The sequence below is a fragment of the Mycobacterium heckeshornense genome, from assembly GCF_016592155.1.
Lineage (GTDB): Bacteria > Actinomycetota > Actinomycetes > Mycobacteriales > Mycobacteriaceae > Mycobacterium > Mycobacterium heckeshornense.
This window is the reverse complement of the sequence record NZ_AP024237.1, coordinates 1334585-1359385: the sequence shown is the minus strand read 5'-3', so window position 1 is coordinate 1359385 and position 24801 is coordinate 1334585. Positions and strand designations below refer to the sequence as shown.

Sequence of the window (24801 nt, the reverse complement as noted above, 5' to 3'; positions counted from 1 at the left end):
TCAATTAGTGCAGACCTTCCGACCCGCCGCGACCGAAAACCCCAGCTCAGCGACTCGCAACCACCCCGATCCTCCAAAAGTGGCCCAAGTCAGGTACTTCGATTCAGCGGCTCGGCCACAAAGGAACAGCAATTCGCCGCTGCCGGCGCCGAAGCCGCCCGCGGCTGCCTCGCCAAGTCCTCGCTCGAACTTCACGACATCGACGCGATCATCGCGGCGCCTGGCCTTCCCGGCTACCGCGCCGCGCTCGCGACTCAGCTCGAGGTCCCAGCCGAACGGATCACCGTCGCAGCAGACGAAAAAATCCATACCGCCTCACTGGCAGCGGCATTGCACCGGACTGTCGACCGACTTCCGGCCGGCTCCCCGGTTCTGCTGATCGCTGCCGGCGCTGGGATAACCGCCGGTGCCGCGTTGTATCGCCAGCCACACGGACCGGCGCCTGATGAAATGGGGTAGCTAATGAAGGCGAACGCCGGCGATTGGTTGGTGGTCAAAGGCCGAACCAACGGGCAGTCAGAACATCGTGGACTGATCACCGAAGTTCATTCGGCGGACGGTTCGCCGCCCTACATGGTGCGGTGGATCGACACCGGCCGTGAGGCATTGGTGTTCCCGGGGCCCGACGCGATCGTCGTCACGGCGGCTGAACAGCAATCGGCCGACGAACGGGCTCGGTCACGATTCGCTTCGGTGCAAGCAACAATCGTTGGCCGTCGGAGTCGTGAAGGCTAGACGATGCGGCCGCCGCAATCACGCATTCCCGAACGAAAGCAGTTGACACGCCTACAGCTGTACATCATTGCTTCGGCCTTGTGGCCCCGGCATTTTCATCCGACGTTCAGATCGATCGACCGACAGGAGGTATACCAATGAACACTTCGCAAGAATCCCAGACCAGAACACGGCTGTTCGCGCGGGTCATGGGTCCGTTCCTCGTAGCCGTCACCGCCACGGCTGTGGCCCGCACGTCGGACATGCGAACGCTCCTTTCGGAGTTCGGCGCTAACTTCGTGTGGCCCTGGGTAACTGGCGCGTTCGTCCTGCTGACCGGGTTGGTCGCCGTCGCGCTTCACTCGTATTGGCGCGGTGCGCCCGCAGTTATCGTATCTGCAATGGGTTGGCTGACCGCGTTAAAGGGACTGTCCTTGATGGCCTTTCCCCGCACCTACATTTCGTTCGCCAACTCTGCGCTTGATGCGACCGGCTGGTGGTGGACCACTTTCATCATCATAGGAGTCATCGGACTGTACCTGACCTATGTTGGCTGGGCGCCTGCAGCGAGTCGGCCGACATCCCAGGCGACACGGTCGACGCCGGATCTGCCGCGTGCCGCCTGATTGGGGCCGGCGCGCTTTTTCGCAATCGACGTACCACGTAGCGACGGAATTCGTCAGCGCCCCATACAACAAGGGGGAAGGGCAATAGCACCAGCAGATCGGTAGGCGGCAGCGCCTCGGTGCCCAGCAGGGCCTGCAGCGGTGGGGTGTAGACGAATACGGCTGCCAGCACGATTTCGGCGGCGATGCCGGCCAGCAGGTACTTGTTGCTGAAAACCCCCACCGACCACAGCGAGGCGCGCTGAGTTCGCACCGCGAACGCCGTGCCGATCTGACCGGTGATCATGCCGAGAAACGTCATGGTGGTGGCTTGCCGGTAGGCACGATGCAATGGCGTGCCGACATCAGTCGAGGCGCCGGGATGCCAGCCTGCTTTGAGCAGAACGTAGAAGAAGCCACCCAGCGACAGGGTGGTGACGAGCACGCCAAGAAACAACCACGCGCGCACCAACATTGGCACGCGGATAACGCCTTCGTTGCGCGGTCGCGGCGGACGCTCCATGATGCCGGGCTCGGCTGGTTCACGGCTGAGCGAAAGCGCCGGCAGAGTTTCACTGCCGACATCGAACGCAAGAATTTGCAGAATCGTCAGCGGAATCGGGACAAGTCCGCCACTGAGCGCGAACAGCAAGAACGCGGCCACCTCCGGGACCGCGTGCGCGAAAATGTAGGTGATGAATTTGCGGACGTTGTCGTAGATGCGCCGGCCCGCCTGCACTGCGGTGACAATGGATTTGAAGTCGTCGTCGGTGAGAACCATCGTCGCGGCTTCCCGCGCGACATCGGTGCCGGAAAGCCCCATTGCCACACCGATATCGGCGCGCCGCAGCGCAGGCGCGTCGTTGACACCGTCACCGGTCATCGCGACAACATGGCCCTCGCTGCGCAGCGCCTCGGCGATGTGCAGCTTGGCCTCCGGTGAGGCGCGGGCGAAAATCAGCTCCGGCTGTTCGCGGATGAGCCTAGCCAACTGGTTCTCGTCGAGCTGCTCGAACTGTTCGGCGGTGACGACCGTCGGGTGCGGGCCGGTAATGCCGATGCGTTCGGCGATGGCCGCGGCAGTCAGGGGGTGATCGCCGGTGATCACGATGATGCGGATGCCCGCGGTGCGGCATCGGGCCACCGCCTCGACGACGCCCGGACGAGGCGGGTCCACCATGGCAATCAGACCCGTAAGGCACAGATCCTGCTCAGCGGTGGCTCGCCGGTGCGGCGGGCGCGTTTTCGGCGGCAGTCGTCGCTCGGCGAAGCCGAGGACCCGCAACCCCTCCCCAGCGAAGGTGTTGACCGCGTCTTCTACGCGGCGCCGCTGCGGTTCGTCGAGCGGCTGCGGTTGACCGTCACTGTCGAGGATGTGGCTGCACCGCGGCAGCAGCGTCTCAGGCGCTCCTTTGGTGTGCACGATGGACGACCCGTCGCCGGCACGGTCGATCGTCGACATCAGCTTCTCTTCGGGGTCGAAGTGAAATTGCCAGCGCCGGTGGGCTTCTCGTGCGGCTGCATCCGTCTCGGCGCCCAGAAAGCGGGCCGCCGAGAGCACCGCGATCTCGGTGGGGTCGCCGAGTGGGCCCTTAGCGTCGTCGACGCGAGCGTTGTTGCAGCTCGCTGCGATGCGGCCTAGTGACTCGAGCGTCGGCGACTGGGTGTTCACCCGGCTGTCGGGATGGTCGGTGTCGAGATCGACCCGGCCCGACATTGTCCATGCCGCAACAGGGGTCATCCGGTTCTGGGTCAGGGTGCCGGTCTTGTCGGTACAGATCACGTCGGTGGATCCGAGGGTCTCCACCGCGGAGAGTCGTTTCACCAGTGCACCGCGATTCGCCAATGCCCGCACCGCCACCGCCAATGCCAGGGTGATCACCGGCAACAATCCCTCGGGCACCATGCCGGCCAGCAGGCCGGCCGCGAACACCAACGAGTTGATCAAGGTCAGATGCGCCGCAATTGTGGCTACCGGGATGAACGACAGCGCCAGCATGACCGACACCGCGGCGATCAGCCAGGCCGCCCGCCTCACTTGACGTTCCAGCGGGCTCGGATCGGGTTTGACGCGCTCCGACAGCGCCGCGATCCGGCCGATCTCGGTGGCCATGCCGGTGGCAAATGCGACTCCCCTGGCCTCCCCGCCGGTGCAACTGGTTCCGCTGAACACCAACTCATGTGCGCTCAGCAGCGGCACGTTTACGTCGACCATCGCCGCGGACCGCAGTGTAGGCACCGATTCGCCGGTCAGCGCCGACATATCAACCTCGATCGCACCCGTGAGCAACCGAATGTCGGCGGCAACGCGGTCCCCCTCCTCGATGACCACGATGTCGCCCGGAACCAGGTGCGTTGCATCGATTTCGGTGATGGCGCCGTTGCGAACGGCCTTGGCCCGTTGCGGTAGATATTTGGCCAGTGCCTCCACCGCCCGTTCGGCCTGCAGTTCCTGCACGAAGGAGAAGGCGGCGTTCAGCATGATGATCAGCACCACCGCGGCCGCCACCACATGTGACCCGACGATCACCAGCAGCCCGGCGGCCAGCCACAACAGCAGCGCCAGTGGGTGAGTGAGCTGGCGGACCAGCGCGTGGGGCCATTCCCGGCCGCGGCGACGCTGTAATTCGTTCGGCCCGTGCTGCAACAGGCGCCGCTTCGCTTCGGTGTCCGAGAGCCCTTTTGGCGTGCTGCGCAGATCACGCAGCAGCAGATCGGCCGTCTCTTCCGGATCGAGAGCGGACGGGGAAACCCACTCGTGGTGTTGGCGTCGCACCCCGCCATCCTGACAACGGTCCTGCCGGTCGACCAGAGGCCGATGCCAGCAGTCATAAGTGACTTTTGGCCTCGGAAGAGACAGGTTAGCCGGCTTGCTCGATAGGCTTGCGATTCATGTCGACGTCGCTGGTCACCGGGCTCACCGACGCTGAAGTGGCCCAGCGGGTTGCCGACGGCAAGACCAATGACGTTCCCAGCCGGGCGACGCGCAGCATAGCAGACATCGTCCGGGCAAACGTCCTCACCCGGATCAACGCGATTCTGGGTGTGCTGTTCGCGATTGTGCTCGCGACCGGTTCGCTGATCAACGGCCTGTTCGGGCTATTGATCATCGCCAACAGCGTGATCGGCATGGTGCAGGAAATACGGGCCAAGCAGACGCTGGACAAACTCGCGATCGTCGGACAAGCCAAACCACTGGTGCGCCGGGCCAATCGCACACAGGAACTGCCGCCCAACCAGGTGGTGCTCGACGACATCATCGAGCTGGGGCCGGGCGACCAGATCGTCGTCGACGGCGAAGTAGTCGAGGGGTCCGGCCTGGAGGTCGACGAGTCACTACTCACCGGCGAGGCCGATCCTGTACTGAAGGACACCGGCGATGCGGTGATGTCCGGCAGCTTCGTCGTCGCCGGGACCGGCGCCTATCGGGCCACGAAGGTGGGGCGTGATGCCTACGCGGCCCGGCTTACTCAAGCGGCGACCAAGTTCACCCTCGTGCGCTCCGAACTGCGCGCCGGAATCAACAAGATCCTGCAGTTCATTACGTATCTGCTGATTCCAGCCGGGCTGTTGATCATCTACACCCAGCTGTTTACCACCCACACCGGCTGGCGGGAGTCGGTGCTGCGCATGGTGGGCGCACTGGTGCCAATGGTTCCCGAAGGACTGGTGCTGATGACGTCGATCGCGTTCGCGGTGGGCGTGGTGCGCCTCGGGCGGCACCAATGCCTGGTGCAGGAGTTGCCGGCGATCGAGGGCCTGGCCCGGGTCAATGTCGTGTGCGCAGACAAGACCGGCACGCTGACCGAAAACCGGATGCAGGTCGCCGACCTGCAGCGGCTTGACGCGGCACCGAACATAGGCGTGGTCATCGACGCACTGGCGTCGATGGCCGCCGACGATGCCCGCCCCAACGCCAGCATCCGGGCCATCGCCGAGGCCTACCGAAACCCTCCCGGGTGGACCGCCACGGCGCGGGCTCCGTTCAAGTCCGCCACGAAATGGAGCGGAGTGTCCTATCGCGGGCACGGCAACTGGGTTCTCGGGGCACCCGACGTACTGCTAGACCCGTCCTCAGCCGTCGCCAAGCAGGCCGAAGAGGCCGGATCGCGTGGGCTAAGGGTGCTGCTCCTGGGCAGCACCGACCTGCCGGTCGACCATCCTGACGCGCCCGGCCGCGTCGTCCCGGCTGCTCTGATCATGCTGGAGCAGCGGGTTCGGCCCGACGCCCGTCAGACGTTGGATTACTTTGCTGCACAAAGAGTTTCGATCAAAATCATCTCGGGTGACAACGCCATCTCAGTAGGCGCCGTGGCGTCGGCGCTCGGCCTGTCGGGGCAGACACTCGACGCGCGCCAGCTGCCCACCAATCCTGAAGAACTGGCCGACACGCTCGAGAAGTACTCCACCTTCGGGCGAGTCCGACCCGACCAGAAACGCGCGATGGTGCGCGCCTTGCAATCCCGCGGCAACACGGTCGCGATGACCGGTGACGGCGTCAACGACGTGCTGGCCCTCAAAGACGCCGACATCGGCGTCGCAATGGGAGCCGGCAGCTCGGCAGCGCGAGCGGTTGCTCAAATTGTATTGTTGGACAACAAATTTTCCACATTGCCGTATGTGGTGGGTGAAGGCCGGCGTGTGATCGGCAATATCGAACGAGTATCGAATCTGTTTTTGACCAAGACCGTGTACTCGGTACTGCTGGCATTGTTGATCGGCATAACCGGCCTGAGCGCTGACGCATTCGGCATCAAGACGTTGACGTTTCCGTTTCAACCGATCCAGGTGACGACCGCCGCCTGGTTCACTATCGGAATCCCCGCGTTCATCCTGTCGCTGGCGCCCAACATCGAGCGCGCACAACCAGGTTTCGTCCGCCGGGTGATAACAGCCGCGGTGCCCAACGGCGCAGTGGCCGGTGTCGCGACCTTCGTCTGCTATCTGTTGGCTTTCCGGGGGCCTTCGGCCACCCCCGCCCAGCAGATGCAGGCATCGACGTCGGCGTTGATCACCTTGTTGGTGATCGCGGTGTGGGTGCTGGCTGTCGTGGCTCGGCCCTACACCTGGTGGCGGGTGGTGCTGGTGGCGTTCTCCGGCGCCGCATACGTGCTGATTTTCAGCATCCCGTTGGCCCGCGACCAGTTCATGCTGGAACCCTCTAACATCGCGTTGACCGCCACCGCGCTCGGGATCGGTGTTCTTGGTGCTGCCATTGTCGAAGCGCTGTGGTGGGTACAGGGTTCAGCGAGCGGGGCGCCGCCGCAGTTGTGGCGGCAGCCTGACGCCTGACTCGGACGGCTGAGAGATCACCGAACCCAGTACCGGTGCGTGCGGATCTATGGCATTGGATGCGGGAAGCGGACACACTTGGGCGGCGTCGTCATGGCCAGTTTCGTTGCACGGGGACATTGGTAGCGGTTGCGCAGCAACCCATCGACGCAGAGGTAGTACGCATTGGAGTCATCGGGGTCCGGAATGTAGTTGATCCCCGCGATTTCGGGGCAGGTGACGTTGGCGACGTGCGGATGGCGGGGTGGTTGCGCGAGCAGTAACGCCGGGCTGGCAATGGTTGCCCACTCCAAGCCGATAAGGGCAATTCCAAAAGCAACAACCTGCTTAATATGTGCCAACACAGCCACTCCTCGTCATTTACGGTGGAGCTAGTACCCATCCCAGTTTCCTCTACGGCGTTGTGGTAAGGGACTTTTGGCCCGATGTAAACGCCTGAACGTCACATATCGCTCCGGGGTTCTGCCCCCCAGATAACTCGTTGCGGATCGATGTCTTGCTGACCTCAGATTCCGCATCGAACACTCCGGGTGTAGGGCCGTTAGGCTAGCAAATCGGTAACCATTGCGACGTGGCCTTCTGTGTAGGTCGCCCCACGGTAGTGCGTGAAACTGCTCTTGCTATCCAAACAGGAGAAAGCAATGTCCTGCCACGAAACGCATCGTGGCATTTTGCGTTGGTGTCGACCGATCGGCTCGCTCAATCGCAGCGGTCAAGTGGGCAGCCCGCGATGCTGCGCAACGTAATGTTCCACTGACGCTTATGCACGTCGTCGTGCCGGTCATGTCGGTAGTGGCGCCCTGGCCGAGGATTCCAATACCGCAAGACTATTTCCAGCGGCAGAACGACGAAGCAAGACGAATCCTCGAAGATGCCCGCAGACTTGTCGCCGACACCACCGCTGGCCACGGCCCGCCTTTCGTGTAGAGCGTGGTCCTCCATGGTCCGACCGCGGGACTGTCCGATTAACGGCGGAGCTGACCTTGGTATCGGTTAGTTTCCGGTCGGGGTGATCCGGCCGTTGAAGGTGATCGCAAACGCATTGAGCACCGGCTTCGTGCGCCGTGAGGCGCTGTGATTTGAGTGGAGGTGAGAGACCTTTGCCGTCGGATCGTCGCAGCGGCCCGATTGGAGCTGAGGGCAGCTCGAGCCGGGAGGTGCCGGTGGGGGTGGGAGCAGCCCTGACAAAGCCGGGGCGTGTCAGTACTGCCAGATGGTGCGGGTCCGGTGAGCGAGATCGAAAGGAGTACGCGAGGAACCGATGTTTTAAAGCCTCTCAACGCTATACCGGCTCGAATCTGGTGGATGTGGGTCGGGAGCGGCGCATCCCGAGGTGTGTAGGAAGCCGAGGGAACTTTCCGGGCCGGTGAAACCCGTGTCTGGGGAGGCTGCGGAGAAGGTCTGCGGCGTAACCGCAGCGAGGCCGCAGGGCGGGGCGTGTCATTCCATCTGTGTAAGTCCGGGGTGGTCCATCATCGGACCGCCGTTCGGGCGGACAGAAGGAGTGTTTTGTGACGAAGCTCATGGAGTCGGCGGGCAAGGAGAAGTCGGCGGCTCGCCGGCTGGCGGAGACGTTTTCGGCCGAGACCCTGGATTCGCTGATCAAGGACGCGGTGAAATCGGGGACCCCGATCGACGGGGCGGACGGTTTGCTGACCGAGTTGACCAAGGCGGTGCTCGAGCGGGCCTTGCAGACCGAAATGACCCACCATTTGGGGTATGAATCCGGTGACCCGGCCGGCCGCGGGTCGGGCAATTCTCGCAATGGGTCTTCACCGAAGACGGTGACCACGGTCAACGGCCCGGTGGATATCGCGGTGCCGCGCGACCGCAACGGCACTTTTGAGGGCTCTTCGATTTTGACCGGGCAATCAGCATGACGTCTGGGTTGCGGCCCGCTGTTTGCGGGTGCAGTGAAATCGTATCCGGCGTGCCGAATTGTCTTGATTCCGGAATCCGCACGCGGCGCGTTTGACCTGTTTGACGAGCCGGTTGTAGCCCTCGGTGCGGGCGTTGGTGATACCGGTGGCGATGAAGGCGTTGATCTCGGGCCACCAGGTGTCGACGGTGGCGGCCAGGGTGAGCAGCTCAGGGATCTGCGAGTCGATGCACCAGGCCAGGAAGCGGTGCAGCCGATGCCGGGTCAGGTGCGCATCGCCGCCGGCGTGCACGGTGGACAGCAGGGTGCGCGGTTCTTCCTTGGCGATCCACGCCGACAGGATCTGGCCGGTGTCGTCTTCGGCCACGATCGCGTTCCACATCGTGGCGAAATTCTTGTCCGACAAGCGTTCCCACGCGGTCAGCAGGCGCCGGCGGTGGGCCCATTCCGGGTCGAGTTTGCCGCCGCGGCGATCCCGCAGATCCCAGGTCACCCGGCGGCGCACCTTGGTCAACGCATCGTTGCCGAGTTTCACCAGGTGGAAGTGATCGACCAGCAGGGTGGCATTGGGCAGCAACCCCGGTGTGCGGATCGCCGTGGCGTAGACCGCGGCCGGGTCGATCGCCACGAACTGAACGGCCTCGCGGAACTCCTGGCTGCGCTCGGCCAGCCAGTCGATCACCGCAGCACCGGTGCGGCCCTCGCGCTGCCCCAACAAGCCCTGATCTCCGGCTAAATCGACGAATCCGGTGTCCCACGGGTCAACCCGCACCCACCGCCCTGTCGTGGCGCACTGCTCCCAGCGGGGTTTGCCGCGGCGGGTCTCGTCGATACCGAGCACTGCCACCGGCGCGGGTTCGCATAGCCGTTCCTCGGCGTGCGCGACGAACGCGCGGTGCGCGGTCGGCCAGGGTACCCCGTGGGCGGCCGCGACCTCGGCCACCGCCCGCCCGGCATCGCCGATCGCCGCACCGATCGCGGTACGCAACCGTGTGGTGGCCCGGGCCCGCGCCGGCACCTGCGCGATGGCCTCTGTGAACGAGGACTTCTCGCAGTAGTCCTCCCGGCAGCGCCAGCGGGTCTTGTGCCAGCGCACCGTGATCGGGTCCTCACCATAGGGAATATCGCGCGGCGAGGTGCTCACCAGCTCCTTCACCGACCTGGACACCACCCCACACCCCGGGCACGCCGCCGCCGCTTCGTCGGCGGTGACCACATGAACCACACGGGTCCCGTCGACGTCCCGCTCGACACGCTCAACCCGTACTCCTGGCAACCCAAACAACAATGTCGTACCGTCAGACACGGCCCTCGGTCCCTTCTTCCGCCTGAAATCCGCAAACTTCAGACTTCAGAAGGCCGAGGGCCTCCCCATGCAACGACACGCCCTATGAGAGCGAAATCACAACTGCCCCTTTAAAATTGAAGAGCCGCGATATCGAGGCACATCTGGCCGAGGTGTACGGAGCCAAGGTGTCACGAGAATTGATCTCCAATATCACCGAGGTGGTGGTCGATGAGATCAAGGCCTGGCAATCGCGCCCACTCGATGAGGTCTACCCGATCCTGTATATCGACGGGCTGCGGCTGCGCATCGCCGACAACGGGGTGGTGGGCACCAAGGTGGCCTATCTGGCCATCGGCGTGGACCTCGACGGGCGTAAACACGCCCTGGGCTGCTGGATCCAAGACAGCGAGGGCGCACGGTTTTGGCAGAAGGTCATCATCGACCTGCGCAACCGCGGAGTACGCGACATCCTCATCGCCTGCTGCGACGGGCTGACCGGCTTGCCTGATGCGATCCGCTCGATCTTCCCCGATACCGTGATCCAAACCTCATCTATTAACAATGGATCGGCCGGGATGGTCTCGGCGTTCACCTGCACCACCACGGGCAGGGCCCACGCAAACGCGTCACCTTCGAGGTCCACATGCAGACCTGTCCGCCCGTGGTGGCTGCGGGGCGTGGACCGGCCAGCGAGAGCAGCGCCACCGCTGTGGGCGGTGAGTGCCGAGATGAGGTTCCGGGCAGGCCTCGCGATCGCAGGGTGAACCTTTCACATTGAAAGGGATCCAAGTGCAATGAATCAGAGTACTCTGCAACGGCCGAACAGCTTCTGGTGTGGGATCGACTGGGGCGGGCGCTTCCATCACCTGTGTGTGCTGGATGGCACCGGCCAGCAGCTGCTCAGTCGCAAGGTCGCTCACACCGTCGATGGTCTGGCCGTCCTGGTCGGGTTGATTGCTTCGTTCACCGGTGCGGTCCGGATCGCGATCGAGCGGGCCGAAGGGCTACTGGTCGAATATCTCCAGCACCACTGCGATGCCGAAATTTATTGCGTGTCACCGAAAATCTCGGCGCGAGCACGCGAACGCTATCGGATGGCGGCCGCCAAGTCCGACGAATTCGATGCCTATGTGTTGGCCGATACGTTGCGTCACCAGTATGCCCAGTGGCGGCCGTTGGCCGTTCCGTCGCCGCTTCTAGCGGAGCTGACCGCAGTGAGCCGCGATCGTCAACGCATCCTGGATATGCAGGTGGACACCGAGAATCGACTGCGGTCAATCTTGGATGCCTATCATCCGTGCCCGTTGCACCTGTTTTCTGCACTGGACCGGGACATCACCCTGTCCTTCATCCGCAGCTATCCCACTCCCGTGCAGGCGGGCCGGATCACCGCTGCGCGGATGGGCGCGTTCACGTCCCGGCACGGCTACAGTGGCCGGCACAAACCCGAGACACTTGTCGCCCGGATGCAGCCGCATCTGCTATCGGCGAGCGACGGCACCGTTGCTGGCAAAGCGTTGGCGGCCAAAGCATTCACCGAACAACTGGCTCTACTCAACACCCATTTGCGAGCCCATGACAAACGACTGGGCGAACTGCTCGAGGCGCACCCGGACACCCCGATCTTCACCAGTTTCCCCGGCATCGGACCGGTCACCGCCGCCGTGTTGATCTCCGAAATGGGTGAGGAGCGCAGTCGTTTTCCTTCGGCGCCGTCATTGTTGGCAGAGACCGGCTTGGCTCCGGTCACCAAGGTGTCCGGGCGCACACGTCAGGTTCGCTTCCGCTACGCCGCCAACCGGCGGATGCGGCACGCCATCGACTGGTGGATGTTCGTCGCCGTCCGTGAAGACCTCTGGTCGGCCGACATCTACCAACACGCCCGCGCCGCCGGCCAACCACACCATCGTGCCCTGCGTGGCCTGGGCGCCCGCTGGTGTCGCATCTTGTGGCGCTGCTGGCACGACCACAACCCCTACGACCCGGCCATCCACCACCGCGCCACCGCCGCCTAACAACCCCACCCCGCCCCCGCGCTGAGCAAAGTCAGCCAGCCGCGGCGATCAATCATGCCCACGACCCGAGGTTGACAGCGGGAGTCTGCGTGGTGCATGTTATTCGCAATGCGATGCGGTTCGTGTCGTATAAGGACCGCCGCAAGGTCGCCTCGTCGATGCGGGCCATCTATTCGGCGCCCACCGTAGATGCCGCTGAGCTCGCGCTCAAAGAGTTTGACCGCGATTTCGGTGCGCAATACCCCGGCGCGATCGACGTGTGGCGGGGCGCCTGGCCAGAGTTCATTGCCTTCCTGGATTACCCGGTGGAACTACGCAAGATCGTGTACACGACAAACGCGATCGAGTCCATCAATTTCCAGCTACGCAAAATCACCAAGAACCGCGGACATTTCCCGGACAAGGACTCTGCGATCAAGTTGCTGTACTTGGGGTTGCGCAACATCTCCAGCCACAGAGGAGGCTATTCGGGGACGGGAACCTACAACTGGACTGTGGCGCTTAACACCCTGGCGAAACTGTTCCCTGGACGGATCCCGTTGTGTTAAAATATAACTCGTTGTCAAGTCACCTCAGACTTACACAGAAATCGTGACGGGCTCGCAGGGGCAGAGTCGGGCTCCTCCTCGATCGAGCGAATCGCAGTGAACACGGGAACCGTTGCGGGTCCGCCCTTTCCGAGCGCAGCCAGCGTATCGGGCGGGTCGAAGCCCCAGCGGAGCTGCTGAGCCCGTCACCAGCTGCTGCGCCCGCAGCAGCTGCGGCAACGCTTCCCCGGACAGGTCGGCATGCAAGCGCGCCCCTACCTGCTCGCTTATGCCTATCTGCTGGCCGGGTTCACATCCTTCGGCCTGATCGGCCCGTTCGCGCGAATCCCGATGGCGCAGCGAGTATTCGGCGCTGATGCAGTCGAGGACGCGATCGAACCGGTCCGCGCCGTGCTGAACGGGTGGGGATATCGCGCCCGCAATCTGGAGTCGATGGTCTGCACGCTGCTGCTGCTCAACCACAGCCCGCGGCTGGGCGACCTATCCGCGGTGCTGGATGGGCTGCGGTCACACCCGGCAATCCAACGCCACTTCCACGGCCGCCACCTGACGGCGTTCACCGGCGCTGGCCGCACTCGGCTACACCGCCTCGCCGTCGAACCCGAAATACGGGGATGGGCCGGTCCCGATCACCGGCACCGCCCCGGGCTGGGCACGGACGGTTAAGCGCTGGCACGCGACCTCCACACTCGCGCCGACCACGCGAGACACCGACCGGGTCGTGCTGGCCAAGATCGGGCGATGGCTCGCCGCCGAGCACCCGGATATCGGCGGGCCGGCCGCCTGGACCCACCAGACCTGCGCGGCGTGGATCGCCGCGGTCGACCGCATGCGCGTCGGCGACCATATCCAGTCCGACACCTGGCGTGACAGCCGCCACGACCAGCTCGGAAAACTGTTGTCGCCGAAGACGAAACGTAGCTACATCCGGCCGGGGCACATCCGGTCGACATGGTCCGTGCGATCACGCTGACGTGGCTGTTCAGCGGCCAGCGCAGTGACGAGATCGCCCGGCTGCGCGTCGGCTGCATCCGCTGGCAACACGACCGACCGCCGACCGGTGACGCCCCCTCCCCGACTGATTCTGCCGTTTGCCTACTCGACGTTCCCACCCACAAGACCGGCACCGCGTTCACCAAACCCATCGATCCGCTGCTCAGCCAAGCCATCCAGGCATGGGAGGCGATGCGCCCCACCCAGCCGCTGATGCTGAACCGGAAAACCGGGAAGTAAGGTGCACTTCCTGTTCGCCGTGCGGGCCGGACGAATCAGCAAGAACTACATCAACGACACGATCATCCCGGCGCTTTGCCGCAAAGCCGGCATCCCTGCCACCGACGTCCGCGCGCCGATCACCAGCCACCGGGCCCGTTCCACCATCGCCACACAGCTCTACAACGCCAAGGAACCAATGACGCTGTTCGAGCTGCAGGCCTGGCTCGGCCACCGCAGCCCCGAATCGACCCAGCACTACGCCAGGATCACCCCGAACACCCTCACCAAGGCCTACGACAACGCCGGATACTTCGCCCGCAACGTCCGCACCATCGAAGTCCTCCTCGACCGCGACGCCGTCACCAGCGGCGCCACCGCCACCGGCGAGCCCTGGCAGCACTACGACCTCGGCCACGGGTTCCGCAGCTACACCTTCTTCGAACAATGCCCCCACCGCATGGCCTGCGCCCGCTGCCACTTCTACACACCCAAGCAATCCAGCAAAAGCCAACTCCTACAAGCGAAAACGAACCTTCAACGGATGCTCGTCAACATCCCGCTCACCGACGACGAGCAAGCAGCCGTCGAGGACGATCAAGCAGCACTCGACAAACTACTGCAGCGTCTGACAGATCTTCCGACACCGGCCGGGATGGGCCCACGCGGCGGTCGTTGACCCGCAGTGCTTTGACCGCTACCGCGCCGGCTGCGGTCAGCACCTCACGCGGCTGGTGATAGCCGTTGCGGACGACCAGTCGGTGACCGTCGTCATCGACCTGATCGGCGAACTGTGCCACGTAGGCGGCGACCTCGGCCTGCAGCGCAGCGGCCAGCATCTGCCGGGCGCCGTCACGGACGATCTCGTCGAGCAACGACCGACCAGCACCGCCGGTGCTTTCGTTGGCCTCGGTGGCATCGTGAACTACGGTGAGCATGGGCGTACCTTCCCGCACCAGCGCGCCAACGCCGGCTCTTGATCAGACCTTGGGTATTCAGATCATCCTCGGGAAGGTACGCCCACTTTCACGCCCCCACGCCAAGACTCATCCACAGGTTCTGATCATTGCTCTTACCCCCTACCTCGTACCGTTGATAGACCTCGGAATGTGGCGACCCACCTACGTGTTCGCCGCGGTTGACCACGCCGGTGCGGATGTGTCGCTGTATCGGGGTAACACCATCAGGTCTAGCAGCATTGACGGCGGCGGCTTCCCGGTGCACAAGCCGGTCACTGCCGGCTGGAGTGGCTACGGCGACTTCCAGCACACCACCAAAGAAGCCGTCCGGCTGAACGTTCGCGCGGTGCCGAGCACCTTACGCGATTAGTGGACGAAGCTGACCCCGAGGTGGTTTTCGTGTGCGGCGAAGTACGGTCGCGGACAGACCTGGTTTCCGCGTTGCCGGAGCGTGTAACGCAGCGTGTGTCACAGTGGCACGCCGGAGCACGTAATAAGGGGCTTCGATGAGGACAAGATCCGCGATCTGACGGCCCCCGAGTTCGCTCGACGCCGGTGCGTCGGATGACTGACATCGCTGAACGGTTTAACAGCGAAATTGGTCGCGGGTCGGGGCTGGCTACCCCAAGGGTTGATCCCGGTATGCGCAGCGCTGCGCAACGGCTCTGTCGACACGCTGATAATCGGTGAACTCTGCAATGCCACGGTGGTTGCCGGTGAGGACCGCACTACGGTCGCACCAGATCCTGACGCGTCGTCGGAGCTCGGGGAACCGGTTGAACATGTTGCACGAGCGGATGAGGCATTGCCTTTTGCCGCTATCGCGATTGGCGCCTCGCTGGTCCGCGCTAACAACCGGATAGCACCGGCCAACGGGATCGGTGCATTGCTACGCTACGCCATGCCCAGTGGATCTGCTGGCTAACTGGCCGCCTCGCCAACGGGTGGTTACCCGACGCGCAAGCGTTAGGCTAGGGCGCCACGTAAGCGGCATAGCCGGAGTTCAAGCCGCTCCGAGCAGCGAGTCAGGCGAAGGCATCTTCCGGGCCGGGTTCGGGCCCGAAATGAAACCGGCGGCCGGTCACCGAAATCGGAAGAATACGAATGTAATGCCGCTTCAACGTCGCAGTCCAAGGCAGCAGCTGCGCCCGCTCGGCTTCCTCGATCTCCTCATTGGTACGTAGCATGCGCGCGGTGCCTTTCACGATCACGCTCCAGCCTTCGGCAACATTGTGGTCATCGGCCTCAAAGAGGACCCGATTGTTAATCGCGGTGCTGACCAACTTGGTGCCCTCCGCGGTGCGGAAAAGTACGGTGCGGCGCTGGACGACGAAGTTAACCGGGAAAATCTCGGGCTGGCCTTCAACACTCGTGACCAGTCGCCCCAGCGCCACACTGGCCAACAGATCCCAGCATTGGCTATCCGAGAGAATCGTGACGGGTTCACTAGCAGTCACATCGCCAACTTACCCTGTGTCAGTAGACGCGGTAGGCCCTGCTGTTGGCATCTTGGACTGCTCCGACACAGTCTGCACGTTGAAGGGCCGCCCGGTCGCCGGAGTCAGGCGCTGACATTAGCCCTGGACGTCATCCAGGCCCTGATACCCCGTGCGGTTCATCCAGCCTCGTAATCCTTTCAGCAGTACGGCGGCGTATCCTGGCCCATGGTGCAGGAGCAGCGGGGACGCGGGCTGGACACGTCGGGCACCCGCCAGCAGGTACTCGATCACGTCGGCCGGTTGCTCTACCCCCGCTGCCGGCGGCGAGCGAGGGCTGTGCCCCTCCTCGCAGCAGGGCGGTCCAGGTCATCGGCAGCCGGGTCTCGGCGGACGTCGATAGTGTGACCGCGCGAATCGTGGTCGGTGTTTCGAGTTCGATGCCAGGCTGCAGGAACCAGTTGAACTGCACCAGTCCGTCTGCACCGGCTGTGTCCCGGCGGTGCGCCAGGTCGGCAGCAGCACTGAAACTCGGTTCAGCTTGACCGCTACCGGAAAACTCTGACCGCGATTTTGACCGCGGCCAGCAAGTCGAAATGGCGTCGCTCGACCTCGCGGCGGTCATATTGGAAACGGTAGCGGTGCCCCGGGCCCAGTTTGATCACCGCGTCCTCTGGACGGGCGCCAAGGCAACCGTCGCACTCGAAGCAGTTGCCGCTTGACAGACAGCGGCCAGCCTCCAAAACCGCGTCGTTGGCCGCTAATCCGCCGACAATCTCGTCGAAACCGGTAACCTATTGTGCAACAGCCAGTTCAGGCTGTTGGTGGTAACCGGTTTCACCGGATTACCACAGATGCAGGTCATCAAAGCCTGCGGCGGGGTGCTTCGGCGGGAGTTCGGCCACTGCTCCGCGTAACCATGCGTCGATATGGCATGCCGCCTTCTTGCCGTGTGCCACATCGACTGTCACAGTGCGTTGATGGACGTCGACCCGGTTTCTTGTCCCAATGCCATCATCACGGTATCGGCAGCGAGGGACCGCCAGTCGGATGCGGATAACCGGGTTCGTCGAGTTCCATCATGTCTACTTGCAGCTCGGGGCCCTCGAAGGCGGTGATCGTGCGCAGCTAGTTGATCCGTACGCCTTCCCGCTCGGCTTCGTGGACCTCGTGCTCGTGAACAGGCACTTGGTCTTCGGTTCGGCGGTAGATGATGACGGTGTTCTCGCCGCCCAGCTGGCGGGCAACACGGGCGGCGTCGCCACCCCCGTTTACTGCGACGGGCGGCCGAGACTGGGTCGCGACCGGAAGCCACCCTGCGCAGGAGTGACACCGCGTCCAACAGCAACACCGCGTCGGCTTTCGGGATGTTCGAGCCGCTTGGCCAGATAGGCGTCCAGGCGGCTCTAAAGCGTCATTCGGTCTACGGCTTGAGGACTTCCGGCCCTGCTCACGGGGGCCCGCATGGCACACCATATACGTCATGAAGCGGTTGTCGGCACTTGACGCAGGTTTCTTGGAAGTCGAAGACTCCGATCCCCATGTGAGCCTGGCGATCGCCGCCGTGCCGATCGTGGCCGGCCCAGTTCCGTCGTATCAAGACCTGGTGGCAGGTTTGGCTGAACGAGTGCGCACAATCCCGCAGTGCACCCAGAAACTGCGTACCCATCCGCTGGACCTCGGCCGACCCGAATGGGTCAACGACCCGCATTTCGACATCACGCATCATATGCATCGGGTCGCACTCCCTGACCCCGGCGATGATGCCGAACTCTTCGAGATGATCGCCACCATCATGCAACATCGGCTCGACCGTGAACGTCCATTGTGGGAGTGTTGGATCATCGAAAGGCTCTCCGGCAACCGGTGGGCCGTGCTCATGAAAGTTCATCACTGCATCGCCGACGGCATTGCCACCACCCAGATGCTGGGCAAGCTCAGCGATGAGGGGGGCGGCGAGACCTTTGCGGACCATATTCGTGCCGCCAAGAAGCCGGACGGTCCTGTGTTGCGGCGGCCTACATTAGGCTGGAACCCGCTGGCGTGGCCAAGCAAGGTGTGGCGGAACGGCATCGCAGCGGCCACCGCTGCTGAACACGCGGCGCTGGGCGTGGCTGAGCTCACGGCTGAACTGCTAAGTCCGCCGGACTCGTCGCTGACCGGTGCGGTGACCACGATGCGCCGCTACAGCGCGGCGAGGGTTAAGCTGGCCGACCTTAAGCGAGTCGCTCGGGTCTTCGACGTCAGCCTCAACGACGTGGCGCTGGCGGCGATCACCGACAGCTACCGGAACCTTCTGCTACGCCGTGGTGAACAACCGCACCGCGATACGGCGCGCACCCTGGTTCCGGTGTCGATCCGCTCGATGAAGGAGATGCAGCAGACCGGCAATCGCGTCGCGGCGATGCTGCCGCTGCTGCCCGTTGACGAGGCGGACCCAGTTAAACAATTGGAACTCGTGCACTCTCGGCTAATGCATTCCAAGAACAGCGGCCAGCGCGAAGGCACCACAGCGCTTCTGACAGCTGTCGATAGCATGCCATTCACATTGTCTGCGTGGATGATACGGTTGCTGAGCCGATTACCGCAGCGCGCCGTCTCGGTGTTGGCAACGAATGTTCCCGGATCCAGCCGCCGACAACGGCTGATGGGCCGTGAGGTGTTGGAAATCCTGCCAGTGCCGCCGATTGTTCTTGGTCTGCGTACCGGTATCGCGATGCTTAGCTACGCCGACGATTTCGTCTTCGGTATCACCGCCGACCACGACACCGCGCCCGATGTCGATCAACTCGCCACCGGCATCGAGGAGGCTGGAGCACGGCTGGTGGCCATCAGCAGAACGCGTCAGCGACAAAGTAAACGTAAGGTCGCCCCAAAGCCTGCATGACAAAGCCCGGGTAACAATTGGACCGCATCACAGCGTCGGTCATGAGAATTCGATGGTATGTCCTGGCATGAGGCATCGCACCTGTCCGCGGCATTCGATATCAATCACATTGGTCTGCTCTGAGTCTGAGCTGACTCTTGCCTTGCGCCCGCACACTTCCAGGTGGAGGCGATGGCCACGATACCTCAACGGAAATGCCAGAACGCCCAGCTCTTCTGGCCACAGCGGTGCAAGCACGATACGGTTGCCGCGGAATTCCAGGCCGGTGAAACACCGCTGGAGCAAATCAATGCTACCGGCCATCGCAGCCAGGTGGATACCCTCGGCAGTAGTGCCTCCTTGGATGTCTGCGATGTCGGAGAGCAGAACCTGCCGGAAGTAGTTCAGGGCCCGATCTCGATCACCACGGGCCAAGACCCACGAATGCACGACCGCGCTCAAGGTGGATCCATGCGATGTACGGCTCCGATAGTAATCGATGGTCTTCGGGATCTGTTCCGGCACAAAGCGGTACCTGAGACGGGCAAAGAGCTCACGTAGCTCGTCGGAGGAAAGCAGATAGAAAAGCATCAATGCGTCGGCCTGCTTGGAAGCTTTGTAGTTGTTGACGTTGTCGTTCTCTGCCTCCAGAATGCGGTCCAGACGCTGGATATTGCCATACCTTGCGCGGTACGCTTGCCAATCCAGCTCGGCCAGTTCGTCATAGCCTTCGAATTGGCTGATCACCCCATCGTGGAATGGCACAAACATGCGCCGGCTGACATCCTCCCACCGTTCGAGTTCTGACCCATCTATCCCAAGCCTCTCCAAGAGATCGACCCGATCCGACAACGGCAGCAGCTCAAGTGCTTCCATCGCCCTCATAATGACCCAGACCGCCATCACATTGGTGTAGGCGTTGTTGTCGATGCCGTCGTAGACCCGGCCAGGGTATCCGGAGTGGAATTCGTCAGGGCCAATAACGCCGCGGATCACATAGCGTTCTCGTACCGTGTCGTAGCTGGCCAAACTCACCCAGAACCGGGCGATTTCGGCAAGCATCTCCGCCCCGTAGTCGACCAGATAGTCGACGTCACCGCTCACCTGGAAGTACTGCCATACATTGTAGGCGACGGCAATGCCGCTGTGGTGGGCACGTGCGCTCGGATCCGGGTTCCACCGGCCCGAACGAGGGTTCAGGTGCAGCTGCTGACTTTCTTCGCGACCGTCGCTGCCGGACTGCCACGGAAACATTGCGCCAACATAACCGGCTTCCATCGCGGCGCGGCGGGCCTGCGGTAGCCGCCGATAGCGATACTGCAACAAGGATCGGGTCACCATCGGAAGGTGCATGTTCAAGACGGGAAAGATCAGCAGCTCATCCCAGAAGATATGACCTCGGTAGGCCTCGCCGTGCAGGCCCCGTGCCGGCGCCCCAGTGTCCAGATCGGCAGTGTTCGGCGACAGGGTTTGCAGCAAATGCAGCAAATGCAGCCGTGTGATCCGCAGTTCGTCGGCATTTTCACCGATGTGAACGTTAAATCGTTCCCAGAGATGCGCCCAGCTAAGGGTGTGGCCGCGTAGTAGATCGGAGAACCGGCCTAGGCCTTGCAGGTAGCGTTCGGCCTGGTCTGCCGGTTCTGATATGGCGCGATCGCGGCTGGTGACTATTGCCGCGACCTTTTCCAGAGTCACCGATTCACCCGCAGTCAGGTCGACTGCGATCTCGTGCCCGATACGGGTGGGCTCTTGCACTCGCCGGTACTCTGCCCGTGCCGGCATCTCGCCGTACCATGCGGTAACCCGCGCCGCTACCGCAACCGTGATTCGAGATTCCACCGTTTCCGCAGCCAAAACTACCGTGTTGCTGGATAACTCGCGCAGCTGCGTCACTGCGAGATGCTTACTTGATAGCTCAGCGTAGCGCTCGACCAGCCTGTTCTCTACATTACCGTCTATGACTGATTGGAACTCAATTGTGCCAGACCAGTTTTCAGCCGTAATCGTTGTCTGCAGGGCCGCCACGTGGCGCAGATGCATAGCCGCGAACCTGCGCTGGACCACCTGCGTAATGTGGCCATCTGCATCGCGGAAACGGAATTCGCGGGTCAGTACCGCTCTGCGCAGATCCAGCGTTTGCAAATACGACAGCAGTTCAACGTCGTCGATGTCGAACCAAGACCCGGCATTGATTCTAAACGTCAACGGCAGCCAGTTCGGCAGGTTGACTAAGCTTTCGTTGGTAACGGTCACACCGTCGATCTGACTGTCCAACCTGTTGTAGATTCCTGCGGCGTAGGTGCCTGGATAATGAAAATTGCCGGCCGTCGACTCTGACGCACAGCCGCGGGTTCCAAAGTACCCATTGCCGACGGTGCACAGCGCTTCCCGTAGCCGTTCCATGTGAGGGTCATAACCGTCGAATACGAACGACCATGGGTTCTTGGTCTCATCGCTTGCAGCCACAATGTGGTGCGCTAGTCGATCGATGAATTCACATACCGCTCTCGGATCGTTGAGTGCGAACCGTGCAGCCGATCGATGGTCTCTCCCTTCGGTCTGGCGCACAATGATGCCGATTCCACTGTGTCGCACCGCGTCAAAAACATCCTCGCCGGTAATGTCATCTCCAATGTAGATGGGCAACATCGGATCGAGCCCGTCGATCCGGCGTAAGATCCATTCCACAATCTTCCCTTTGTCCCACGGAATGTCCGGCCGCAATTCAATTACTCTGCGTCCTTGGATAATCCGGAGCCCATAGCGCTGGCCTATACTGTGCACCGTCGCAATCACGTTGCGTGATGCCTCTGAAGCCGCATTGCGGTAGTGCACCGCCAATGCGAGTCGCTTGTGCTCAATGGAGACACCGCGAATGTGGGTGAGTCGACTTGACAGTTCCACCGCTGCCTGCTCGAGCGCATCGATGGCCGATTCGGCGTCCTCGTTCTGGTGATGCGTGCCGTCTGGTGCCGTCAGCTCCAAGCCGTGGTTGCCCACATACCAGATACCCGACAGTGCGACCCGAGAACGGAGGTCGGCCACGTCGCGTCCGGATAGCATAGCCACATCGCAGTGCTCGGCTAACAGTTTGAGCGATTCAGCGACATTTTTGGCTAACGTGGCGGTGGCAGGATCGTCGACGATAGCCGATACCGTGCCATCGAAGTCGAGGATCAACACTGGTTGTCGCGCGACCAGAACTGAGGCTATTTGGCCGTAAGACTGCAGCGCATCGGGAAGCCCTGACATGCGGTGGCCCCCCCGGCGCACATTGACGTGGGCGATATCGGACACTACTCCGTCGGCACCACTTCGCTGGAGCCCGTTGCGATCTCCCGTCCGATCGACTCCGATCACTAAGGAAAATCCACCATCACGAGCAGCAATTACTCCAGCTGCGGTGCCTTCGATGACGGCACATCGTTCGGGCTGAACTCCCAGCTGTGTCGCGGCCTCCAGCAAAACGGTCGCGTCGGGCATTCCTGCCGGGTCCAACTGGTCACCGACCACACCGCGGACACAAACTGGAACGAGGTCTGCGATGCCTGCAGAAACCAACAACCGTTTGCAATCAGCGTTGGAGGAATAGATGGCCATGCGCACCCCAGCGTCATGCAATCTCCGTACGAACGCAACGGCGCTAACATCAATGCGGGACAAATCCGTTATGACACTGTCGAAGTCGAAAATCACCGCGTCGTAGTAACGCGAATCGATCGTCACATGAACCGTCATAGCTGCCGCCCAGAGCCCGTGTCCCTAACGGATTTCCAGGACCTGGTCGAGTGGTCGCCGTGGTGTTGCAGGAGGCAACTCTTCTGCAGGTGGCGCGATCCCGACACGGATCAGGACTTGGGGCTGCCCACGTTGGCCGATGAGGTTGCGGACGATATCGCGGCTGTCGTGTAACTCCAGCAGATGAGTCAGCGTGCAGGTCGCCATTCCCGCCATCGTGCACTCCAATAGCACGCTAGACAATGCTTCACCGCAGCCCAACGCATCGGCCCGAGTGTCCTCAGCGGTGGAAAGCACAAGGATCTTCGACCAATCCACCGCGATATCGGTGCGACGGTCGGTTAGACTACGAGCAGGAAAGTCCCGCGCCACGTCGACTCGCCGACGTTCTGATGCGGACGCCAGCGCCTCCGGCGGTATCCCCTGGTAGAGGTCAAAGGGCGATGTCCACCACTGCAGTTCGGCCTGATATGAAGGATCGTCTCGACGCAGTGCCTCAGTAAGCTGCGACGCTCGAGCAAGTTCGGGCCGCACATCATCGGCGAGTACATCGAGCATCGCTATGCTGCCGTCGACATAACTGCGCAGCACCGGTTCGAACGACATCCAGTAGGTCGGTCGGCCGAACGGAAGCCGGTCGGTCCGACGCTGCAGAATCGCCTCTGCGCGCTGGCGCTGAATGTCGGTAATGAAGTCAACCGGACTGAACTGGACCGATGCCAAATGATCTCGGTTGTTCGGGTTGGGGAAACGGTCAACGTTGGCTTGCCATCCTGCCACCGCTATGGCGACACGAAGATGATCAAGTACCGCACCGCAACTGATTATGGCTTCTCGGCCGGAGGGGTCGGCGCTGTCCAGACGCCGGCCGGGGTCGAGGAACAGCTCCAAGCCTCTTTCGTCATACACCCAATACCACGGTTGGCTGTTGTGCACCGAGGGTGCGCGGCAGGCCAGCAGGACTGCGTTTTTGATGATGTCGATGCCCGGTGTCCCATGCGCCATTGTCGCGTCCTCCGTCTGGATCTGAGACTGACTCTAAAAGACGACCGCTTACCACCCCTAGAGTCGTTGGTCCCGATTGTGACGCTGCTTGCGAGTATGTGCGAGGCCTTTGGACCCGTGACAGCTGACATTACCTTCACAACCCTGGGTATTTCAGGTCTTACGGCCATGCAGTTGAGGACTTACGCCTCATGATCCTATGGCTACACCTGGCCTAGCGTTCTCATAGACCGAAGGAGAGCGAAATGTCGCAAGCTGCTAGAGATTATGGCGTTATTGTGGGCGTCGATGGATCACCGGCATCGAATGCCGCCGTCGCGTGGGCAGCGCACGACGCGGTCCTGCGCCACCTGCCGCTCACACTGGTCCACGTGGTGAACCCCGTCCTTGCGACGTGGACGTACACTCCCCAACCGGACGGCTTTGCCGTATGGCAAGAAAACGAAGGCCGCAGGATTCTGCGCGACGCCCTGAAAATTGGTGAGGACAGCGTAAAGCACGGCGAGTCCGTTCCTATTGAAAGCGAACTGATCTTCTCGTCCACCGTTGAGGCACTCCTGGATCTGTCGACACACGCCGAACTCGTGGTAGTGGGCAGCTCTGGGCGCGGAGCACTGGCTCGCGGATTGCTCGGATCGGTCAGCTCCAGCCTGGTGCGTCACGGGCATTGTCCTGTCGCAGTTATTCGCGACGATGACGTGCTGAGCTCACGTCGCTCGAACGCTCCTGTGCTTGTGGGAATCGATGGCTCACCAAGGTCAGAACTAGCGACCACCATCGCATTCGACGAGGCATCGCGTCGGCACGTCGACCTAATCGCCATGCACGCATGGAGTGACCTCGAGATATTCGAATTGCCAGGATTGGACTGGGCCGCGGTGAAGGCGGAGGAAGAGCGTAGTCTGGCCGAACGACTGGCGGGCTGGCAGGAAAACTATCCCGATGTGACTGTGCAACGGGTCCTCGTTTGCGATCGACCGGCACGCGCACTCATCGAAACCTCCGAAGGCGTACAGCTTGTCGTGCTTGGTAGCCATGGACGAGGCACGTTCTCCGGAATGCTTTTGGGTTCGGTGAGCAATGCCGTCGTACAGGCCATCCGGGTGCCAGTGATCGTGGCGCGCTCAAGAGACCGCGAGAACCGTTGAATGGGCTCGCCACAAACCCACAGCCACGCAGGCGGAGAAATGGTGCGATAAGGGTTCTTGGGCCAATACTTCCGAGTCGGGAATGCGCCGACATTT

The 24801-nt window shown here is 62.5% G+C and carries 19 protein-coding genes and 6 pseudogenes; 16 read left to right on the top strand and 9 right to left on the bottom strand.

The features are described from left to right. On the bottom strand, positions 1 to 309 hold the full coding sequence (locus MHEC_RS24045; protein ID WP_236591473.1) for a hypothetical protein: 309 nt from the start codon (positions 307 to 309) through the stop codon (positions 1 to 3). Between MHEC_RS24045 and MHEC_RS06580 the strand changes: the two genes are divergently transcribed. The 3 genes from MHEC_RS06580 to MHEC_RS24040 all read left to right on the top strand — a co-directional run bounded on the left by MHEC_RS06580 (position 199) and on the right by MHEC_RS24040 (position 1340). Beyond that, positions 199 to 459: a 3-oxoacyl-[acyl-carrier-protein] synthase III C-terminal domain-containing protein gene (locus MHEC_RS06580; protein WP_327037206.1), complete on the top strand. Its 261-nt coding sequence runs from the start codon at positions 199 to 201 to the stop codon at positions 457 to 459. The two genes, MHEC_RS24045 and MHEC_RS06580, sit on opposite strands and share 111 nt — an antisense overlap. Positions 460 to 462: 3 nt before the next feature. Further along, complete coding sequence (locus MHEC_RS06575; RefSeq protein ID WP_048893698.1) at positions 463 to 735, top strand: DUF1918 domain-containing protein; 273 nt, start codon at positions 463 to 465, stop codon at positions 733 to 735. 173 nt (positions 736 to 908) lie between these two features. Then, complete coding sequence (locus tag MHEC_RS24040) at positions 909 to 1340, top strand: hypothetical protein (RefSeq protein ID WP_235435001.1); 432 nt, start codon at positions 909 to 911, stop codon at positions 1338 to 1340. Here the strand turns inward: MHEC_RS24040 and MHEC_RS06570 are convergent. Beyond that, entirely contained in the window at positions 1240 to 4095 is a 2856-nt protein-coding gene (locus MHEC_RS06570; RefSeq protein WP_048893697.1) for a cation-translocating P-type ATPase, read from the bottom strand. The two genes, MHEC_RS24040 and MHEC_RS06570, sit on opposite strands and share 101 nt — an antisense overlap. Before the next feature lie 116 nt (positions 4096 to 4211). Between MHEC_RS06570 and MHEC_RS06565 the strand changes: the two genes are divergently transcribed. Next, positions 4212 to 6611 carry a cation-translocating P-type ATPase gene (locus MHEC_RS06565; protein WP_048893696.1) on the top strand — a complete coding sequence of 800 codons (2400 nt, stop codon included), beginning with the start codon at positions 4212 to 4214 and terminating at the stop codon, positions 6609 to 6611. 47 nt (positions 6612 to 6658) lie between these two features. Here MHEC_RS06565 and MHEC_RS06560 read toward each other — a convergent pair whose 3' ends face one another. Continuing rightward, positions 6659 to 6955, bottom strand: coding sequence for a hypothetical protein (locus MHEC_RS06560; protein ID WP_142358688.1), 297 nt, complete (start codon positions 6953 to 6955; stop codon positions 6659 to 6661). 319 nt (positions 6956 to 7274) lie between these two features. On the opposite strand from MHEC_RS06560, the gene MHEC_RS24955 reads away from it, so the two are divergent. Beyond that, the gene (locus MHEC_RS24955; RefSeq protein ID WP_071700614.1) at positions 7275 to 7538 is read left to right on the top strand and encodes a universal stress protein; all 264 of its coding nucleotides are present in this window, start codon (positions 7275 to 7277) and stop codon (positions 7536 to 7538) included. Between the two features lie 635 nt (positions 7539 to 8173). Further along, positions 8174 to 8458 (top strand): annotated as a pseudogene (locus MHEC_RS24035) (transposase); the annotation flags it as partial. Positions 8459 to 8482: 24 nt separating this feature from the next. Here the strand turns inward: MHEC_RS24035 and MHEC_RS06545 are convergent. Further along, on the bottom strand, positions 8483 to 9796 hold the full coding sequence (locus tag MHEC_RS06545) for an ISL3 family transposase (RefSeq protein WP_201399456.1): 1314 nt from the start codon (positions 9794 to 9796) through the stop codon (positions 8483 to 8485). 116 nt (positions 9797 to 9912) lie between these two features. Here MHEC_RS06545 and MHEC_RS06540 point away from each other — a divergent pair. The 7 genes and pseudogenes from MHEC_RS06540 to MHEC_RS06510 all read left to right on the top strand — a co-directional run. After that, positions 9913 to 10338: pseudogene (locus MHEC_RS06540) on the top strand (IS256 family transposase); the annotation flags it as partial. Positions 10339 to 10572: 234 nt separating this feature from the next. After that, positions 10573 to 11793, top strand: coding sequence for an IS110 family RNA-guided transposase (locus MHEC_RS06535; protein ID WP_071700283.1), 1221 nt, complete (start codon positions 10573 to 10575; stop codon positions 11791 to 11793). 83 nt (positions 11794 to 11876) lie between these two features. Further along, positions 11877 to 12341: pseudogene (locus MHEC_RS06530) on the top strand (transposase); the annotation flags it as partial. A gap of 240 nt (positions 12342 to 12581) precedes the next feature. After that, positions 12582 to 13007: a hypothetical protein gene (locus tag MHEC_RS06525; protein WP_053094052.1), complete on the top strand. Its 426-nt coding sequence runs from the start codon at positions 12582 to 12584 to the stop codon at positions 13005 to 13007. Between the two features lie 55 nt (positions 13008 to 13062). Beyond that, positions 13063 to 13314 (top strand): hypothetical protein, encoded by a 252-nt coding sequence (locus MHEC_RS06520; RefSeq protein ID WP_053094053.1) that lies wholly within the window; start codon positions 13063 to 13065, stop codon positions 13312 to 13314. Further along, positions 13293 to 13574: a hypothetical protein gene (locus tag MHEC_RS06515; RefSeq protein WP_053094054.1), complete on the top strand. Its 282-nt coding sequence runs from the start codon at positions 13293 to 13295 to the stop codon at positions 13572 to 13574. The genes MHEC_RS06520 and MHEC_RS06515 overlap by 22 nt, the downstream gene beginning before the upstream one ends. Position 13575: 1 nt before the next feature. Further along, complete coding sequence (locus tag MHEC_RS06510) at positions 13576 to 14232, top strand: tyrosine-type recombinase/integrase (RefSeq protein ID WP_053094055.1); 657 nt, start codon at positions 13576 to 13578, stop codon at positions 14230 to 14232. Here MHEC_RS06510 and MHEC_RS06505 read toward each other — a convergent pair. Continuing rightward, positions 14216 to 14491: pseudogene (locus MHEC_RS06505) on the bottom strand (IS256 family transposase); the annotation flags it as partial. The gene MHEC_RS06510 and the pseudogene MHEC_RS06505 sit on opposite strands and share 17 nt — an antisense overlap. Before the next feature lie 133 nt (positions 14492 to 14624). Here MHEC_RS06505 and MHEC_RS06500 point away from each other — a divergent pair. After that, positions 14625 to 15437, top strand: a pseudogene (locus tag MHEC_RS06500) (Rv2629 family ribosome hibernation factor); the annotation flags it as partial. Positions 15438 to 15537: 100 nt separating this feature from the next. On the opposite strand, the gene MHEC_RS06495 reads toward MHEC_RS06500, so the two are convergent. Further along, positions 15538 to 15969, bottom strand: a complete 432-nt coding sequence (locus MHEC_RS06495) for a pyridoxamine 5'-phosphate oxidase family protein (RefSeq protein ID WP_048893379.1) — start codon at positions 15967 to 15969, stop codon at positions 15538 to 15540. A gap of 596 nt (positions 15970 to 16565) precedes the next feature. Then, positions 16566 to 17342, bottom strand: a pseudogene (locus MHEC_RS24805) (NAD(P)-binding protein); the annotation flags it as partial. Between the two features lie 89 nt (positions 17343 to 17431). Between MHEC_RS24805 and MHEC_RS06490 the strand changes: the two are divergent. Beyond that, complete coding sequence (locus MHEC_RS06490) at positions 17432 to 18835, top strand: WS/DGAT/MGAT family O-acyltransferase (RefSeq protein ID WP_048893380.1); 1404 nt, start codon at positions 17432 to 17434, stop codon at positions 18833 to 18835. Positions 18836 to 18874: 39 nt separating this feature from the next. On the opposite strand, the gene otsB is transcribed toward MHEC_RS06490, so the two are convergent. Together otsB and MHEC_RS06480 are read right to left on the bottom strand one after the other, a co-directional pair. Next, positions 18875 to 22552 (bottom strand): trehalose-phosphatase, encoded by a 3678-nt coding sequence (otsB, locus tag MHEC_RS06485; protein ID WP_048893381.1) that lies wholly within the window; start codon positions 22550 to 22552, stop codon positions 18875 to 18877. Positions 22553 to 22576: 24 nt separating this feature from the next. Next, entirely contained in the window at positions 22577 to 23530 is a 954-nt protein-coding gene (locus MHEC_RS06480; RefSeq protein WP_372507395.1) for an Acg family FMN-binding oxidoreductase, read from the bottom strand. A gap of 272 nt (positions 23531 to 23802) precedes the next feature. On the opposite strand from MHEC_RS06480, the gene MHEC_RS06475 reads away from it, so the two are divergent. Further along, the gene (locus MHEC_RS06475) at positions 23803 to 24705 is read left to right on the top strand and encodes a universal stress protein (RefSeq protein WP_048893383.1); all 903 of its coding nucleotides are present in this window, start codon (positions 23803 to 23805) and stop codon (positions 24703 to 24705) included. Positions 24706 to 24801: the final 96 nt, after the last annotated feature.

Bases quoted from the DNA above. Each gene is read 5' to 3' on its own strand.
- MHEC_RS24045 (WP_236591473.1), bottom strand. From the start codon at position 309: ATGGATTTTTTCGTCTGCTGCGACGGTGATCCGTTCGGCTGGGACCTC.
- MHEC_RS06575 (WP_048893698.1), top strand. From the start codon at position 463: ATGAAGGCGAACGCCGGCGATTGGTTGGTGGTCAAAGGCCGAACCAAC.
- MHEC_RS06565 (WP_048893696.1), top strand. From the start codon at position 4,212: ATGTCGACGTCGCTGGTCACCGGGCTCACCGACGCTGAAGTGGCCCAG.
- MHEC_RS06535 (WP_071700283.1), top strand. From the start codon at position 10,573: ATGAATCAGAGTACTCTGCAACGGCCGAACAGCTTCTGGTGTGGGATC.
- MHEC_RS06525 (WP_053094052.1), top strand. From the start codon at position 12,582: ATGCAAGCGCGCCCCTACCTGCTCGCTTATGCCTATCTGCTGGCCGGG.
- MHEC_RS06515 (WP_053094054.1), top strand. From the start codon at position 13,293: ATGGTCCGTGCGATCACGCTGACGTGGCTGTTCAGCGGCCAGCGCAGT.
- MHEC_RS06490 (WP_048893380.1), top strand. From the start codon at position 17,432: ATGAAGCGGTTGTCGGCACTTGACGCAGGTTTCTTGGAAGTCGAAGAC.
- otsB (WP_048893381.1), bottom strand. From the start codon at position 22,552: ATGACGGTTCATGTGACGATCGATTCGCGTTACTACGACGCGGTGATT.
- MHEC_RS06475 (WP_048893383.1), top strand. From the start codon at position 23,803: ATGTCGCAAGCTGCTAGAGATTATGGCGTTATTGTGGGCGTCGATGGA.